Genomic DNA, 16769 nt, shown 5'->3' on the forward strand with positions numbered 1-16769 from the left:
GCTGGTAGCCTGCTAGCGGCCAGGGGCTATGGCGCAGTTGGTAGCGCGACTCGTTCGCATCGAGTAGGTCAGGGGTTCGAATCCCCTTAGCTCCACGGGGAAAAGCGCTGCCACATCTGCGACGCGGCGATTGGATGCCGCCGACGGCGGTTGCCCCTGGTTATCGCGGTGGTGACGGCCGCCGGAGTGTCTAGAGCCAGCCGCCGCCGCGAACGCGGTCGGAACAAGTGCCAGATGAAACCCGGCCACCAACCCGACGTGGACCTAAGCACCCGCTCATCACCAGCGGTGGCGGTGCCGCTGCACACGGCGCTCATGTCACGCTAGATGGATTGCTAACATGGGCGCTAGCATGATGGTGGTGAATGTGAAGCGGCTCGCCAAGGTTGAGGCGCGGATGCGCGAGGCCCCCACGAACGTTTCTTACGCTGATTTGGAGGCGATATGTGGCCATTATTTCGGTGAGCCGCGCCAGCGGGGCACCAGTCACGCGGTCTTCAAGATGCCGTGGCCGGGTGACCCGAGGATCAATATCCAGAAGACTAAAGAAGGCAAAGCGAAGCCATACCAGATCAGGCAAGTCGTGAAAGCTATCGACAAACTCAGGGAAGGAGGCGAGGACAAGTGAGCGGACTGCACTACACGTACCGTGTCGAGTGGTCGCCAGAAGATGGCGAGTGGGTTGGCCTAGTTGCTGAGTTCCCGTCGCTGTCGTGGATGGACCCTGACCCTGTCGCCGCGATGCAGGGCGTCTACAAGCTAGTCCAAGAGGTCGTGGTCGATATACAGGAAGCTGGCGAGATACCGCCGGAGCCGCTAGCGGAGCGCAGATACAGCGGAAAAGTCTTTGTGCGTACGTCGCCGGAGCTGCACAGGCGCTTAACTATCGAGGCGGCCGAGCAGGGCGTGTCGATCAACCAGTGGGCCATGCAGAAACTTGCTGTGCGGCCACTTGCTATGCCCAGTGCTGCTGGAGCTGAGCGGTTAGTTGCAGATGTTTCGCAACGCAGGTAGACGCGTTCGTACCGGAGCGGAGTAGCCGATGGCCGTGAGCGCAGTGTTCGGGATGCCCGGGATCTCACAGTGGCCGAACTGAGTTTGGGCACCGACGAACTCGCGGCGATGGACATTTTCGCCGGTTGTTCTGCCGAAGACCTCGAGCCGCTGGTCACGAGCCTGGAACCGTTGCGGGCAGCCGCTGGCCAGGTGCTGATGCGCCAGGGGGAGCGGGCCGTTTCGTTTCTGCTTATTTCGTCGGGGACCGCCGGCGTCACCCACAGCGGCGACGACGGGGTTGTGGTGGTGGGCAAGGTGTCGGCGGGCATGGTGGTCGGGGAGATCGCATTGCTGCGCAACAGCCGGCGAACAGCGACCGTCACCACCGCTACGCCGGTGTCCGGCTGGGTCGGCGACCAGCAGGCCTTCGCACGGATGCTGCAGATCCCGGAGGTGATGGGCCGGCTGGTGCGGACCGCTCGACAGCGCCTCGCCGCCCACATCACCCCGATCCCGATCCGGGTTCGCGACGGCACCGAACTGCTGCTGCGCCCGGTGCTGCCCGGCGACAGCGAACGAACCGTGCACGGGCATGTGGAGTTCTCCGGCGAGACGCTCTACCGACGGTTCATGACGACCCGGATTCCCAGCCCGGCTCTCATGCACTACCTGTTCGAGGTCGACTATGTCGATCACTTCGTCTGGGTGGTGACGGAGCCGGACGGCTCGCCCGTCGCCGACGCACGATTCGTCCGCGACGAAGGCGACCCGACCGTCGCCGAAATCGCGTTCACCGTCGGTGATGCCTACCAGGGTCGCGGTATCGGGACCTTTCTGATGGGTGCGCTGTCTGTTGTCGCCCGGCTGGACGGTGTCGAGAAGTTCTCGGCGCGTGTGCTTTCCGAAAACGTGCCGATGCGTGCCATTCTGGATCGGCACGGCGCGTTCTGGCAGCGCGACGACCCCGGGATCGTGACCACCGTGATCGACGTCCCCGCGGCGGCTGAAGTTCCATTTGACGAAGTCGTCATCGGCCGGATCAAAGATGTTGGCCGTCAAGTCATCCGGACCGTCGGGTAGATTAGCTCCGGTGTCGAACGTCCGCGCGGTATTGGCGATCGGATTCGGATGCTGGTTGGCCGCCTGCGGATCGGGCCAGCCGGCCGAGGTGTCGGCCGACATCGACAAAGTGGTCGACGTCAAGTCGACCTTCGGACCGGAGTTCCAGGTCAAGGACATCGCCCACACCGGAATCGACCCGCGACTGCTGGCCGGCACGACGCTGCCCCCGGGGTTGACTTTCGACCCCGCGGATTGCTCGAAATTCGCGATCAGCCAGCAGTTGCCGCAAGGCGTGCAGGGGAACATGGCCGCGGTCGCCGCCGAGGGCAACGGGAACCGCTTCATCACCATTGCCTTGGAGACATCCGAACCACTGTCGCTCGTCGAGCCGGGGCGCAGTTGCCAGAAAGTAGGATTTGCCGGAGAGACGATCCGCGGCTTGGTGGAGGTGGTCGAGGTGCCGCGGATCGACGGAACCCGCACGCTGGGCATCCACCGGGTGATTCAGACGGTCTCCGACGACAAACCCCGTACCGGGGAGCTTTACAACTACTCTGCGTATTTCGGCCCCTACCAGGTACTGGTCACCGCGAACTCGCTGGTGCAACCCGACCGGCCGGTCGTCCCGGTGGATACCGCGCGGGCACGCGACTTGCTCGTCGCCGCCGTCGCGGCAGTCAGAAGCTAGCGCACGCCGCGGGGCCGGAACTGGAGGCTGATCCGCGGGCCGGTCGGCGTGGACGTCTTGGGGATCGAGTGCTCCCAAGTGCGCTGACACGAGCCACCCATGACCAGCAGATCGCCGTGCCGCTGCGGAAACCGCAACGACGATCCACCGCCGCGCGGTCGTAGCGCAAAGGTGCGGGTCGCGCCCAGGCTGACGATCGCGACCATGGTGTCCGCCTTGCGGCCACGGCCGATGGTGTCGCCGTGCCAGGCCACGCTGTCGGTGCCGTCGCGGTACAGGCACAGTCCGACGGTGGTGAACGGCTCGCCCAGCTCGCGGGTATAGGTGTCGTTGAGCCGTCGCCGCAGCCGGGTGATCAGTGGGTGCGGTGCGTCCTCGACACTCAGGTCGTAAAAGCTCACCAGCCTGGGCACGTCGACCACCTGGTCGTACATCTGCCGACGCTCGGTCCGCCACGGCACCGTGGACTGCAGCTCGGTGAGCACGTCGTCGACGTCCTTCGCCCAGCCGCAGCGCAGGTCGAGCCACGCTCCGCCGTCGAGCCGTCGGCGTTGGTTGCAATCGAACAGCGCGCCCTGTATCTCGCACATCAGTTCGAGTCTACCGCGTTGAGATTGCGGTCAGGGCTGTTGCCGGAGGGATTTCACGACCCTGGGCGCAATGTCACCGGATGCCCGCGGCGGGCGAAGGCCTCCGACACTCGGTGCAGGATGAAACGCCGAGTGTGTTCGGCTACCACGTGAATGTCGATCCAGCCTTCGCGCTCGATCAGCTCAGCACGTCCGATGCCGTGCACATACCGGGCACGATCGGTGCTGTGGTGCTTGCCGTCGTAATCAAGTCCGACCATCTCCTCGTCGTAGCCCATGTCGATAAATGCCTCGTTGAATCCGTCGGTGACCCTGATCTGTGTCCGCGGCGGCGGCAGTCCGGCAGCGATGAGCAGGAGCGGCAACCACGTCTCCTTCGGTGATTCGGCACCGGCGTCCATCAGCCCGAGCGCGATTTCGGATCGACGCAGACCGCGCGCCTTCGGACAGCGCTCGGCCAATGAAACGGCGTCGCCGGCCTTGACGTCTGTTGCGCGGGCCAATGCATCGAGGTGTCGCACCGCGGCGTCACGAGGCAGATGCCGGGCGAGATCGAGCGCGGTCCGCGCCGGAGAAGTCACCGTCATCCCCGCAACGGCGACCACCTCGTCGTCGTCTATCCGTTCGTTGCGCGTCACGATTCCCGCCGGTGAGCGGCAGCTTCGCCAAATCATCTCGATCGGCGAACCCGCGTCGACCCACAGCGCGCCGTGCAGGGCCGCCGCGGCACGCCCGGCGATCATGCCGTCACGGCCTGACCACAGCCACGCGCCGACCGTTTTACTGGTCAGCGTGGGAGCGATCGTCCTCGGGACATAGACATTGGGAAATATCGGCCGGTAATTCCAGCGCAATTGGCTGCGTGTCAATCGTCCACTTGATAGTGCTTCGTTTCCTCGCAGCACCTCCATGCGCTGATGATGTCCGACACCGCCGTTCGCGCGTTGACATTGCACTCAGAGCTGTGGATAACCCGAAACAGCAGCCCTGACTGCAATCTCAACGCACACTTACCGCCAGCTGGGCAGCCAGATCTCCATGTGCCAGGTGGCCTGGGAGATCGGCTGGCCGGTGAGCACCGGATACAGCCAGGCGAAATTGGTCAGCACTAGGGCGACGTAGCAGCACACCGCGATCAGCCCGAGGGCCCGCCGCTCGTCGTTCTGACCCGGCTGGTACAGGATGTCACCGAGGATCAGCGCGATTGCCATCACCAAAAACGGCGCCATGGGTACCGCGTAGAAGAAGTACATCTGCCGGTCGATGTCGGCGAACCACGGCAGCCAACCCGCGCAGTAGCCGACCAGCACGACCGCATACCGCCAGTCGCGGTGCACCAGCATCTGCCACGACGCGTAGCCGAGGACCGGCACCGCGAGCCACCACATCGCCGGAGTGCCGACCAGCATCACCGCCTTGACGCACGACTGCGCACCGCAGCCGGGGACGTTTTGTTGGTCGATGGCGTAGAGCACCGGCCGCAGCGACATCGGCCACGCCCAGGGTTTCGATTCCCATGGATGGTGGTTGCCCGCTGCGTTCGTCAGGCTGGCATGGAAGTGGTAGGCCTGGTAGGTGTAGTGCCACAGCGATCGGATCGCGTCCGGTACGGGAAAGCGGGTGGCCGCACCGATCGACTGGCCTACCTCATGGCGGTCGACCGCCGTTTCGGAGGCGAACCACGGCGCGTAGCACGCCAGATAGACTCCGAACGGGATGAGCAGCAACGCGTAGGCCGTCGGCCCCAGATCGCGGCGGAGCGTTCCCCACCAGGGACGGGGCACCCGGAACTGGCGTCGCGCCGCGACGTCGAACGCCAGCGACATCGCGCCGAAGAACGCCACGAAGTACAGCCCGGACCATTTGGTGGCACACGCCAACCCGAGCAGTACCCCGGCGCCGAACCTCCACCATCGCACGCCCAGCCGCGGGCCCCACGGCGTGTCGGCGGTGCGGCCTTCGTTCAGCACGGTGTGCATCCGCATCCGCACCCGGTCGCGGTCGACGATGAGGGCACCGAAGGCCGCGACCACGAAAAATGCCAAAAAGCCGTCGAGCAACGCGGTCCGCGAGCCGACGAAACTGACGCCGTCGCCGATGAGCAGCAGCCCGGCGATCCCACCGACGAGCGTGGAACGGCTGATCCGGCGAACGATCCGCACCACCAGCCCCACCAGGATGACTCCGAGCAGGGCGCCGGTGAATCGCCAGCCCAGCCCGTTGTAGCCGAAGATTGCCTCACCGATCGCGATCAGCTGTTTCCCGGCCGGGGGGTGCACGACCAGGCCGTATCCCGGGTTGTCTTCCACGCCGCGGTTGTGCAGCACCTGCCAGGCCTGCGGTGCGTAATGCTTCTCGTCGAAGATCGGGGTGCCGGCATCGGTCGGTGATCCGAGGTTGACAAACCGGGTCACCGCAGCCAGGGCGGTGACCGCGGCGGTCACTGCCCATCCGGTGCTGCGGTCGACTGGCCCGAAATCTGCGACCGGCGCCATCGGGCCCGGACTGACGAGCGCGGGCGTACGCTCCGCGGCCACGCCTGCCGGGCTGGTCACGGCCGGGGCGGTCACCGGCGCCGCTCCTGCGCATCGCTTCGTCCCCCGCAAGCGGGAGGTACCCCCACTGCATCGTCGCCGGCGGTCACCCAACGATCGTAGGCTTTGCGCCATGGCCGCCGGTCGACTTCTGCTGGCTGCGACGCCACTGGGTCAACCGGCGGATGCGTCGGCCAGGTTGGTCGCCGCGCTGGGAACTGCCGATGTGGTGGCCGCCGAGGACACCCGGCGGGTACGCAAGCTGGCCAGCGCACTCGATGTCCGCATCACCGGCAAGGTGGTCAGCCTGTTCGACGCGAACGAAGCGGCGCGGCTCCCCGCTCTGCTGGCCGACATCGCCGCCGGAGCCACGGTGCTGGTGGTCAGCGATGCCGGGATGCCGGCGATCAGCGACCCGGGCTACCGGTTGGTCACCGCTTGCCTGGACGCCGATGTGGACGTGGGTTGTCTGCCCGGCCCGTCGGCGGTGACCACCGCACTGGCGGTGTCCGGCCTGGCACCGGAGAAGTTCTGCTTCGAGGGTTTCGCCCCGCGTAAGCCGTCAGCGCGCAAGGCCTGGCTGGCAACGCTTGCCGACGAGCGCCGCACCTGTGTGTTCTTCGAGTCGCCGCGCCGGCTGCCCGGCTGCCTGCGGGACGCGGCCGAACAGCTTGGTGGTGCGCGACGCGCGGTGGTATGCCGGGAGCTGACCAAGGTGCACGAGGAAGTGGTGCGGGGAACGCTGGACGAACTCGCGGCGTGGGCTGCCGAGGGCGTGCTCGGCGAGATCACCGTGGTGCTGGCCGGAGGTTGCCCACAGACCGAGATGTCCGTGCTGGTGGCCGAGGTCGCGGAGCTAGTTGACGACGGCGTCCGGGTCAAGGACGCCTGTGGGCGGGTGGCCGCCGCCCACCCGGGAGCACCGCCGCGGCGCGAGCTCTACGACGCGGTGCTGCGTTCTCGGGGCCGGCGTTGATTCTGCGCTCACGGCGCGAAAGCGAGCCCCGTTGTGGACGCAGAGTCGATGAGCGTGGGCGTCAGCCCGAGGACCGGCGCGGCCTTGTGTAGGCACTCCTGCCATTCGGCGTCCGCGTCGGAGTCGGCGGTGATGCCGCCGCCGACGCCCACCACGGCACCACCGATCGCGTTGAATTCGACAGTGCGGATCGCCACATTGAGCTCGCATCCGGCTATCGGTGAGGCTAAACCGACCGTTCCGCAGTAGACTCCGCGGCGTTGCCACTCCCACTCCGAAATCAGTTGGCGAGCACGCAACTTCGGTGTTCCGGTAACCGAAGCGGGCGGAAACGCAGCGGCCAGCAACGCCGACGTGGGCAGCTCGACGGGCACCCGGGCTGATACCGTCGACACCAGATGCCACACCCCCGGCGCGGGCCGTACCGCCAACAGCTCGGGCACGGTGACCGTCCCGGTGATCGCCACCCGGCCCAGGTCGTTGCGGACCAGGTCGACGATCATGATGTTCTCCGCGACGTCCTTTACCGAGGACCGCAGCGCCGACGGGCATGCGTCCAGCGGCAGGGTGCCCTTGATCGGGCTGGAGATCACGGTGTCGCCGCAGCGGCGCAGAAACAGCTCCGGTGACAACGAGGCCACCGCCCCCCAGTCCCCGGCGACATATGCGGCCCGGGCCGGCGCGGTGCGCGTCACCGCATCGGCGAAGAAGTCCAGCGGAGCGCCCGCGACGGTCCCGCTGAATTGAGTGCATACACACGCTTGATACACCTCGCCGTCCCGGATCGCTTCCAGGCACGCCAGCACCCCGGCGCGGTGCCGGTCGCGGTCGGCCTGCCCCCAGTCGACGTGGCAATTTCGCGTTGGCGCCGGGGTCGCCAGCGCTTCGGTCAGCCAGCCTGGCATCGCAGCCCCGGAGAGGCTTTCGTACCACCAACACCCGTCTGCGTCGCGGCGCAACACGCAGTCGGTCCAGCCGCCGGCGGCCTGCGGGAGCCGGGCCGGTTGCCCGCCAGCGCCGGCATCCGGGTAGGACAGGTAGCCGATCCAACCGCCGCCCACACCGCTGGCGTCGGAACCCGAGGGAACAGCGAACGCGTCACCGGGGTCGACGGGCCGTATCGCCACGCTCGGTGCGATCACCGCGAGCGCGTCGAACCACTCGCCGGTCAGCGCCGCCGGAGGCGGCAGGCCCAGCCGAACGGTGGCGTCACCGACCGCGCGCAGCACCTCCGGCGCTTCGCTCAGGCCGTCTAGCCGCTCGATTCGCACGGTCCAAGCTTGACAGACGGGCGGTCGCAAGTTACCCGCGGCTGACGGCAGGTAACTGTCCTGCAGCGGCTGCCAGGGTGTCGAAGTAGCCGCCGCGTGTCACTGGCGAGCAGACGCTAAAGCCCCTGACACGCCCAGCGCGCGGGGGGCTTTAGCGTCTGCTCGCGGTCAAGAAACGTAGCGGGGGAACAGGCCGACGGGCGGCGGTAGCGGGGTGCCGGGCACCAGCCGTGCGGCGATCGCGGCGAAGCTGCGTTGCTCCTGCGACTGGCCGAGCAGGTCCAACAGCTTGCCCGCCGACTCGGGCATGACGGGCTGGACCAACAGCGCCGCAATGCGCACCGCCTCGCACGTCACATAGAGCACGGTGCCGAACCGGGCCTGATCGGCCGCGGACTCACTCTTGCGCAGCACCCACGGCTGTTGCGCGGAGAAATACCGGTTGGCGGCACCGAGCATCAGCCAGATCGCCTCCAGGCCCAAATGCATTGCCTGAGTATTGAAGTCGGACCGCACTCGGTCAAGCAGACCGTCGGCCGCCGACAGCAGCTCGATATCCTCAGCGGTGAATTCGCCTGGTTCTGGGACGATTCCGTCCAGGTTCTTGGCGATCATCGACAGCGACCGTTGCGCCAGATTGCCCAATTCGTTCGCCAGATCGGTGTTTATCCGGGTGATGATCGCGTCGTCGCTGTAGCTGCCGTCCTGGCCGAACGGAACCTCGCGCAGCAGGAAGTATCGCACCTGGTCCAGGCCGAACTTGTCGACCAGCGTGTCCGGGTCGATGACGTTGCCCACCGACTTGCTCATCTTCTCACCGCGGTTGAGCAGGAAGCCGTGCGCGAAAACCTTTCGCGGAAGCTCAATTCCGGCCGACATCAGAAACGCCGGCCAGTAGACGGTGTGGAACCGGATGATGTCTTTGCCGATCATGTGCAGATCGGCAGGCCAATAGCGGCGAAACATCTCGGAGTCGGTGTCGGGGTAACCCACGCCGGTCAGGTAGTTCGTCAGGGCGTCGACCCACACATACATGACATGGTCGGGATGCTCGGGAACCGGTACACCCCAGTCGAACGAGGTTCGGGATATCGACAGATCGCGCAGTCCGCCGGAGACAAAGCTGACCACCTCGTTGCGGCGTACCTCCGGCCCGATGAACTCCGGATGTGCACGGTAGTGGGCCAAAAGCGGCTCGGCATATGCCGAGAGCCGGAAGAAATAGGTCTGCTCCTCGGTCCACGTCACCGGCGCCCCGGTCTCCGCCGCCACCCGGGTGCCGCCATCGCCAAGGACGGTCTCGGATTCGACGAAGAACCGTTCGTCGCGCACCGAGTACCACCCCGAATAGGAATTGAGGTAGATGTCGCCTGCGTCGGCCATCCGCTGCCAGATCACCTTGGACGCCGCCAAGTGGTCGGCGTCGGTGGTGCGGATGAACCGGTCGAAGGAGATGTTGAGCTTCTCCTGCAGCCGCTGAAACACATCGGAGTTACGGCGGGCCAGTTGTGCGGTCGGAATCCCTTCTGCCGCAGCCGTCTCCATCATCTTCAACCCGTGCTCGTCGGTGCCGGTCAGGTAGCGCACGTCGAAGCCGTCGAGCCGTTTGAACCGGGCGATCGCATCGGTGGCGATGTATTCGTAGGCATGCCCGATGTGCGGTTCACCGTTCGGATAGGTGATCGCAGTGGTGATGTAGAAGGGGCGGCCCCTAGTGATCGTATTCATCGCAGATCCACCCTATTGTGTGGCCGTGAGTTCCAAACGGTCAGCCGAGCGGCCAGCGCCGCCGCCCCCGGAGCCGCTGCACCCGCTGGTCGACGCGCACACCCACCTCGACGCCTGCGGGGCGCGGGACACCGACGAAGTGCGCGCCATGGCCGACCGTGCCGCCGCGGTCGGGGTTGAGGCGATCGTCACCGTCGCCGACGATCTGAGTTCGGCGCGTTGGGTGACGCGGGCCGCCGATGGGGATCCGCGGGTCTACGCCGCGGTGGCGCTGCATCCCACCCGCGCCGACGCGCTGACCGAGGCCGCCCGCGACGAGATCGAACGGTTGGCCGCCCACCCGCGGGTGGTGGCGATCGGGGAGACCGGTCTGGACCTGTACTGGCCGGGCCGGCTGGCGGGCTGCGCGGAACCGGGCACCCAGCGGGAGGCCTTCGCCTGGCACATCGACCTGGCCAAACGAACCGGCAAACCGCTGATGATCCATAACCGCGGCGCGGACGCCGACGTGCTCGAGGTGCTGGCGGCCGAGGGCGCACCCGAGGTGGTGATCTTTCACTGTTTTTCCTCGGGCAAGGAGATGGCCCGCAGCTGCGCCGACGCCGGGTGGCTGCTCAGCCTGTCAGGCACGGTGACCTTCCGCAATGCTAGTGAGCTGCGGGAAGCCGCGCCGCTGATTCCCTCCCGGCAATTGTTGGTGGAGACCGACGCACCGTTTCTGACGCCGCACCCCTATCGCGGTGCGCCCAACGAGCCCTACTGCCTGCCTTACACGGTTCGAGCGCTGGCCGAGCTGCTGGATGTGCCGGCCGCCGATCTCGCCCGGATCACCGCCGATAACGCCCGTCGGACGTACGGATTGCATTAAGAGTCCTGTAAGAACGTCAGCCGGAAGTTGATCGAGCGGAGCCGGTTCGTTACCGTCTCGTTATCGAATGTGGGGCCCTAAGGGCCCCTCTCCTGTGTCATGAGGTCGTTGAGGTCAGGGTCAGCAGCGCGTTGAATGTCGTGACAAAGCTCCACCAGAACCAGTCGCCGATGCTGCGAATACTTGTCGCTGCGCTGTTGCTTTCACTGACCTTCGCCGGCGGTTACGCAGTCGCCAACCACAAGACGGTGACCCTGGACATCGATGGAACACCCACCACCGTCACCACGATGAAGTCTCGGGTGATCGACATCGTCGAAGAGAACGGATTCACCGTCGCCGAGCGCGACGACCTGTCTCCGGCCGGCGACACGCGAGTGCAGAACACCGACACGATCACGCTGCGGCGCAGCCGGCCCTTGCAGATCTCCCTAGACGGCGGAACAGACGCCAAGCAGGTCTGGACGACGGCAAGCACCGTCGATGAGGCGCTGGCCCAGCTGTCCATGACCGACACCGCCCCGGTTGCGGCCTCCCGCGGCAGCCGGGTCCCGCTGGCCGGCATGGCGCTGCCGGTCGTCAGCGCCAAAACGGTGCAGATCGACGACGGCGGGGCGGTGCGAACGGTGCACCTAGCCGCGCCCCACGTAGCGGGCCTGCTGGCGGCGGCCGGCGCTCCGCTGGAGCAGAGCGACAAGGTTACGCCGGCGGCCTCGACGCCGGTCACCGAGGGAATGCGGATCCAGGTGACCAGAATCCGTACCCAACAGGTCACCGAGCGGGTGCCGCTGGCGCCGAACCCGCAGCGGATCGAAGACCCGACGATGAACATGAGCCGCCAAGTCGTGGAAGACCCCGGCACGCCGGGCACCCAGGACGTGACGTTCACCGTGGCCATGGTCAACGGGAAGGAGACGGGCAAGCTGCCGGTGGCCAACACCGTGGTGCAACCGGCCCGCGACGCTGTGCTGCGAGTCGGGGCCAAGCCGGGCACCGAAGTGCCGCCGGTGAGCAACGGCGGCACCTGGGACGCCATCTCCCGCTGCGAGGCCGGTGGCAACTGGGCGATCAATACCGGCAACGGCTACTACGGTGGCGTCCAGTTCGACCAGGGCACGTGGGAGCGCAACGGCGGCCTGCGGTATGCCCCGCGCGCGGACTTGGCTACCCGGGAAGAGCAGATCGCCATCGCCGAGGTCACCCGGGGACGTCAGGGTTGGGGTGCCTGGCCGGTGTGCAGCGGACGGGCGGGTACCCGCTGACCGTTCGGCTCCTCGGACGCACCGAGATCAGGGCGCTGGCCAAAGAGCTGGACTTCCGGCCGCGGAAATCACTGGGCCAGAACTTCGTCCACGACGCCAACACGGTGCGCCGGGTGGCGTCGGCCGCCGAAGTGAACCAGGGCGACCACGTCTTGGAGGTCGGACCCGGCCTCGGTTCACTGACCCTGGCCCTGCTCGACCGCGGCGCGGCGGTCACCGCCGTCGAGATCGACCCGGTGCTGGCCGGCCGGCTGCCGCAAACGGTTGCGGAGCACTGGAACGGTGAAGCCGACCGACTCAGGGTGCTCAACTGTGACATCCTCTCTGCGGGCCCGGATGAGCTGATCGATGAGCCCACCGCGGTGGTGGCGAATCTGCCGTACAACGTTGCGGTGCCGGCCTTGTTGCATCTGCTAGCCGAGTTCCCCACCTGCCGGACGGCGACGGTGATGGTCCAGGCTGAGGTCGCCGAACGGCTGGTCGCCGAGCCGGGCGGCAAGGACTACGGGATCCCCAGCGTGAAGGTCGGGTTCTTCGGGACGGTACGCCGTCTCGGCAGGGTGCCCCCGGCCGTGTTTTGGCCGATTCCGCGAGTCTCTTCCGGACTGGTGCGTGTCGATCGATATCGAGCCGCACCGTGGCCCACCGACGACACATTCCGTCGACGCGTCTTCCAACTGGTGGACACCGCATTCGCGCAGCGGCGCAAAACCACTCGCAATGCCTTCGCCGAGTGGGCGGGCTCAGGCAACGAATCCGCGAAGCGACTGCTGGCTGCCAGCATCGACCCGGCTCGCCGCGGCGAGACGCTGTCGATCGCCGACTTCGTCCGGTTGCTCCAGCGCTCGGATTCTCCGAAGACGCCGGCTCGGACCAGTCCCAGCGGCACGCCGCGGCGGGCTAACCCGACGTGCGCAGCACCCGGGTGATGTGTTCGACGAACTCAGTGCAGGAGCGGTAGCGCACCTCCGGTGCTTTCGCCATCGCCCGGGAAAGCACCGTGTCGAAGGCGCGTGGTATCCAACCGAAGTCGCCGGAGACAGGCCGCGGCAACCTGCGCAGCTGCGCGTCTACCAGCTCAGCGGCGGTATCTGCAGTGAACGGCGGTGCCCCGGTGAGTAATTCGACCGTCGTACATGCCAGCGCATACTCGTCGGTGGCAGCAGCGGGTGCTTTCCCGAGCAGTACTTCGGGGGCAGTGTAGGGCAACGATACCTGCGGACGTCTTTGCCGTCGCCACACGTCTTCGGCGACGGCGTGAGCCACACCGAAGTCGATCAGCACCGCGCCATCGTGGGAGAAATCCTCGGCAACAAGGATATTCGCGGGCTTAACGTCGCAGTGCACGATGCCGTTGCGGTGTGCATAGTCCAGCGCGTCGGCGATCTGCGCCAGGGCTGCCAGCCGGTCGTCGAACAGCTGTAGCCGTGTCGAGTTGCCACCGGCGACGAGTTGCATGGTAAGCCAACCGGGCCCGCGGTCGTAGACCGTGACGACGTGGGGGTGATCGAGTGCGCGTGCGAACTCGAACTCCCGGTCCAGGTGGGCTCGCTCGGCCGCTGTGCGGTGGCCCTCGTCGAGGACCTTGAGCGCCAGCACGCGCTGAGGGCCGGATACGGGGTGGGCCCGATACACCGTGGCACACCCGCCGCGGCCGACCGTCCGGTCGATGACGTAGTCACCGAGGGTGTCGCCACCGTATAGCACCGTTTCAGGCTAGGACCTGATGGTTTGAGCCTGCCCAGCCTCCCGCAAGAACGCGATTTTTGCGATCGGTGATTCGTTCAGCGGCCTGTCGTAACGGCTGAGGTCACCGGCGATAGTCTCGTCGGCGTGACCGCGTCCGACGGAAACACTGCTACCGAGTGGATCCCCACCGGTTCGGTCACCGTGCAAGCACCCGGGAAGCTCAACCTTTACCTGGCCGTGGGGGATCGCCGCGCCGACGGCTACCACGAGCTGACCACGGTGTTTCACGCGGTGTCGGTGGTCGACGAGGTCACGGTCTGCGCCGCGGACATGCTGTCGCTGCGAGTTGTCGGGGAGGGCGCCGACCTGCTGCCCACCGACGAGCACAACCTGGCCTGGCGGGCCGCCGAGTTGATGGCCAGTCACGTGGGCCGGGTGCCCGACGTGGCGATCACGGTCGACAAGTCCATCCCGGTCGCCGGCGGCATGGCCGGCGGCAGCGCGGACGCCGCCGCGGTGCTGGTCGCGATGAACGTGCTGTGGGAGTTGGGCATACCGCGTCGTGATCTGCATTCGCTGGCCGCCCAGCTGGGTAGCGACGTGCCCTTCGCGTTGCATGGTGGCACCGCGTTGGGCACCGGTCGCGGTGAGGAGCTGGCCACCGTGCTGACCCGCAACACCTTTCACTGGGTGTTGGCATTCGGCGAGGGCGGGTTGTCCACTGCCGCGGTGTTCGCCGAGCTGGACCGCCTCCGAGCTGAAGCCCGCCGCGAAGCACCGCGGCTTGACCAACCCGAGCCGGTGTTGGCGGCGCTGGCGGCCGGCGATCCCCATCGCCTCGCTCCGCTGCTGGGCAATGAGCTGCAGGCGGCGGCGGTGAGTCTGGCCCCGGCGCTGCGATCTGCCCTGCGCGCGGGCACCGAGGCGGGTGCACTGGCCGGCGTAGTGTCCGGTTCGGGGCCGACGTGCGCGTTCTTGTGCGCGTCGGTGGCGTCGGCCGCCGACGTCGGCGCCGAGCTCGCGGCGGTGGGCGTCTGCCGCGCGGTCCGGGTGGCCAGCGGGCCGGTGTACGGTGCCCGGGTGGTGCCGTCCCCGGTCACCGGAGTGTGATGTAGATCGCAATTCAGCGGAGGATTTGTCCGGTCTTTAAGAGGAGTTTAAGATACTGCGCGGTGACTAGTTGCGGTCAGGACAATCGTGCGATCCCATTGCTCGCGGGGTGTCGCGCAACTGTGCGTACCGTCTGTGGCCCACCACCGTTTCGAGACACGATCGCTCCCCGATTGTGCAGGCGCGCCTCTCACAAAGCGGCCGCTACCAGGTGGAACATTGAATCTCAGACGTTGTGCACAGCACTGCACCGCATCAGGAGGTTGTCGTGAGCAGGTTCACCGAAAAAATGTTCTGCAACGCCCGCAACAGCACCAAAGGGATGGTCTCCGGCGAGCCGCACCACCCGATCCGGCACACCTGGGGTGAGGTGCACGAACGCGCCCGGCGGGTGGCCGGTGGGCTGGCCGCGGCGGGGGTGGGACACGGTGACGCGGTCGGCGTGCTGGCCGGCGCTCCGGTGGAAATCGCCCCCACCGCGCAGGGGTTGTGGATGCGTGGAGCCAGCCTGACCATGTTGCATCAGCCCACTCCCCGTACCGACTTGGCGGTCTGGGCGGAAGACACCGCGACCGTCATCGACATGATCGAGGCCAAGACCGTCATCGTCTCCGACCCCTTCACGGCGGCGCTGCCGGTGCTCGCCGAGCGCGGCATCGAGGCGGTAACCGTGGAGCAACTGCTGGCGTCCGAACCGATCGACCCGGTGCAGACCGGCGAGGACGACCTGGCCCTGATGCAGTTGACGTCGGGCTCCACCGGATCCCCCAAGGCCGTCCAGATCACCCACCGCAACATTCACTCCAACGTCGAGGCGATGTTCGTCGGCGTGAAATACGACGTCGAAAAAGACGTGATGATCAGCTGGCTGCCGTGCTTCCACGACATGGGCATGATCGGCTTTCTGACTGTGCCGATGTACTTCGGTGCCGAGCTGGTCAAGGTCACCCCGCTGGACTTCCTGCGCGACACGCTGCTGTGGGCGAAGCTGATTGACAAGTACAAGGGCACCTTCATCTGCGGGCCGAATTTCGCCTACTCGCTGTTCGCCAAGCGGCTGCGCAAGCAAGCCAAACCCGGTCAGTTCGACCTGTCCACGCTGCGGATCGCGATGTCGGGCGCCGAACCGGTTGAGCCCGCCGACGTCGAAGATCTGATCGACGCGGGCCGGCCGTTCGGGCTCAAGCCGGAGGTGATCCTGCCCGCCTACGGCATGGCCGAGACGACACTGGCGGTGTCGTTCTCGCCGGTCGAGGAGGGACTGGAGGTCGACGAGGTAGATGCCGACCTGCTGGCTGCGCTGAGGCGCGCGGTGCCGGCCACCAAGGGCAACACCCGGCGGCTGGCCTCGCTGGGTCCGCTGCTGCAGGGCATCGAAGCCCGCATCGTCGACGAGGACGGCGACGTGCTGCCGCCTCGCGGGGTCGGTGTCATCCAGCTGCGCGGCGAACCGGTAACTCCGGGCTACATCACCATGGCGGGTTTCATTCCCGCGCAGGACGAACACGGCTGGTATGACACTGGCGACCTCGGTTACTTGATGGAAAACGGCCACATTGTGGTGTGCGGCCGGGTGAAAGACGTCATCATCATGGCTGGTCGCAACATCTACCCCACCGACATCGAGCGGGCCGCCGGCCGGGTCGACGGGGTTCGAGCGGGTTGCGCTGTGGCGGTGCGGCTGGACGCCGGCCACTCCCGGGAGACCTTCGCAGTCGCGGTGGAGTCCAACGCCTGGCAGGATCCCGCCGAGGTCCGCCGTATCGAACACCAGGTGGCGCACGAGGTGGTGGCTGAAGTCGATCTGCGCCCCCGCAACGTGGTGGTGCTGGGCCCCGGGGCCATTCCCAAGACGCCGTCGGGCAAACTACGCCGGGCCAATTCCGTCACGCTGGTCACCTAAAGAATTTTCGGTAATATAGTGAGTCGTTTCGCGGAGTTCGCGCTGTGGTATAGGACAATTGGTGTGTGGCGGGATCTGCTGGCAGGCGACGG

At 66.7% G+C, this 16769-nt stretch carries 16 protein-coding genes and 1 tRNA gene; 11 read left to right on the forward strand and 6 right to left on the reverse strand.

Going from position 1 to position 16769, the window contains the following annotated elements; genetic code table 11:
• Positions 1-22: 22 nt before the first annotated feature.
• The 5 genes from AC2VOP_RS03150 to AC2VOP_RS03170 all read left to right on the forward strand — a co-directional run bounded on the left by AC2VOP_RS03150 (position 23) and on the right by AC2VOP_RS03170 (position 2746).
• Positions 23-95 (forward strand) — tRNA-Ala (locus AC2VOP_RS03150).
• Positions 96-352: 257 nt separating this feature from the next.
• Entirely contained in the window at positions 353-628 is a 276-nt protein-coding gene (locus AC2VOP_RS03155; protein WP_486959620.1) for a toxin HicA, read from the forward strand.
• Positions 625-1014 (forward strand): type II toxin-antitoxin system HicB family antitoxin, encoded by a 390-nt coding sequence (locus AC2VOP_RS03160; RefSeq protein WP_486959621.1) that lies wholly within the window; start codon positions 625-627, stop codon positions 1012-1014. Before AC2VOP_RS03155 ends, AC2VOP_RS03160 begins: the two co-directional genes overlap by 4 nt.
• Before the next feature lie 108 nt (positions 1015-1122).
• Positions 1123-2076 carry a GNAT family N-acetyltransferase gene (locus tag AC2VOP_RS03165; RefSeq protein ID WP_486959632.1) on the forward strand — a complete coding sequence of 318 codons (954 nt, stop codon included), beginning with the start codon at positions 1123-1125 and terminating at the stop codon, positions 2074-2076.
• A 10-nt stretch (positions 2077-2086) separates the two neighbouring features.
• Positions 2087-2746, forward strand: coding sequence for a DUF5642 family protein (locus AC2VOP_RS03170; protein WP_486959622.1), 660 nt, complete (start codon positions 2087-2089; stop codon positions 2744-2746).
• Here AC2VOP_RS03170 and AC2VOP_RS03175 read toward each other — a convergent pair.
• The 3 genes from AC2VOP_RS03175 to AC2VOP_RS03185 form a co-directional block, all read right to left on the reverse strand.
• The gene (locus AC2VOP_RS03175) at positions 2743-3339 is read right to left on the reverse strand and encodes an alpha-ketoglutarate-dependent dioxygenase AlkB (protein WP_486959633.1); all 597 of its coding nucleotides are present in this window, start codon (positions 3337-3339) and stop codon (positions 2743-2745) included. The two genes, AC2VOP_RS03170 and AC2VOP_RS03175, sit on opposite strands and share 4 nt — an antisense overlap.
• Before the next feature lie 50 nt (positions 3340-3389).
• Complete coding sequence (locus tag AC2VOP_RS03180; RefSeq protein WP_486959623.1) at positions 3390-4247, reverse strand: hypothetical protein; 858 nt, start codon at positions 4245-4247, stop codon at positions 3390-3392.
• Positions 4248-4346: 99 nt separating this feature from the next.
• The gene (locus AC2VOP_RS03185) at positions 4347-5831 is read right to left on the reverse strand and encodes a dolichyl-phosphate-mannose--protein mannosyltransferase (RefSeq protein ID WP_486959634.1); all 1485 of its coding nucleotides are present in this window, start codon (positions 5829-5831) and stop codon (positions 4347-4349) included.
• Positions 5832-6003: 172 nt separating this feature from the next.
• Here AC2VOP_RS03185 and rsmI point away from each other — a divergent pair, with 172 nt between their 5' ends.
• Positions 6004-6846 carry a 16S rRNA (cytidine(1402)-2'-O)-methyltransferase gene (rsmI, locus tag AC2VOP_RS03190; RefSeq protein WP_486959624.1) on the forward strand — a complete coding sequence of 281 codons (843 nt, stop codon included), beginning with the start codon at positions 6004-6006 and terminating at the stop codon, positions 6844-6846.
• 8 nt (positions 6847-6854) lie between these two features.
• Here rsmI and AC2VOP_RS03195 read toward each other — a convergent pair whose 3' ends face one another.
• Both AC2VOP_RS03195 and metG read right to left on the reverse strand, forming a co-directional pair.
• The gene (locus tag AC2VOP_RS03195; protein ID WP_486959625.1) at positions 6855-8117 is read right to left on the reverse strand and encodes an aminodeoxychorismate synthase component I; all 1263 of its coding nucleotides are present in this window, start codon (positions 8115-8117) and stop codon (positions 6855-6857) included.
• A 168-nt stretch (positions 8118-8285) separates the two neighbouring features.
• Complete coding sequence (gene metG / locus AC2VOP_RS03200) at positions 8286-9845, reverse strand: methionine--tRNA ligase (protein ID WP_486959626.1); 1560 nt, start codon at positions 9843-9845, stop codon at positions 8286-8288.
• Between the two features lie 19 nt (positions 9846-9864).
• On the opposite strand from metG, the gene AC2VOP_RS03205 reads away from it, so the two are divergent.
• The 3 genes from AC2VOP_RS03205 (at position 9865) to rsmA (ending at position 12904) form a co-directional block, all read left to right on the forward strand.
• The gene (locus AC2VOP_RS03205) at positions 9865-10713 is read left to right on the forward strand and encodes a TatD family hydrolase (RefSeq protein WP_486959627.1); all 849 of its coding nucleotides are present in this window, start codon (positions 9865-9867) and stop codon (positions 10711-10713) included.
• Positions 10714-10844: 131 nt separating this feature from the next.
• Positions 10845-11975, forward strand: a complete 1131-nt coding sequence (locus AC2VOP_RS03210; RefSeq protein WP_486959628.1) for a resuscitation-promoting factor — start codon at positions 10845-10847, stop codon at positions 11973-11975.
• Positions 11939-12904 carry a 16S rRNA (adenine(1518)-N(6)/adenine(1519)-N(6))-dimethyltransferase RsmA gene (gene rsmA / locus AC2VOP_RS03215; RefSeq protein ID WP_486959635.1) on the forward strand — a complete coding sequence of 322 codons (966 nt, stop codon included), beginning with the start codon at positions 11939-11941 and terminating at the stop codon, positions 12902-12904. The genes AC2VOP_RS03210 and rsmA overlap by 37 nt, the downstream gene beginning before the upstream one ends.
• Here rsmA and AC2VOP_RS03220 read toward each other — a convergent pair.
• A complete protein-coding gene (locus tag AC2VOP_RS03220; RefSeq protein WP_486959629.1) occupies positions 12876-13682 on the reverse strand; it encodes a serine/threonine-protein kinase in 807 nt (268 codons plus the stop codon). The two genes, rsmA and AC2VOP_RS03220, sit on opposite strands and share 29 nt — an antisense overlap.
• 126 nt (positions 13683-13808) lie before the next feature.
• Here AC2VOP_RS03220 and AC2VOP_RS03225 point away from each other — a divergent pair, with 126 nt between their 5' ends.
• Complete coding sequence (locus tag AC2VOP_RS03225) at positions 13809-14774, forward strand: 4-(cytidine 5'-diphospho)-2-C-methyl-D-erythritol kinase (RefSeq protein WP_486959630.1); 966 nt, start codon at positions 13809-13811, stop codon at positions 14772-14774.
• Between the two features lie 268 nt (positions 14775-15042).
• Entirely contained in the window at positions 15043-16677 is a 1635-nt protein-coding gene (locus AC2VOP_RS03230) for a fatty acyl-AMP ligase (RefSeq protein WP_486959631.1), read from the forward strand.
• The last annotated feature ends 92 nt before the right edge of the window (positions 16678-16769 follow it).

It is taken from the genome of Mycobacterium sp. TH-M106 (genome assembly GCF_057473765.1).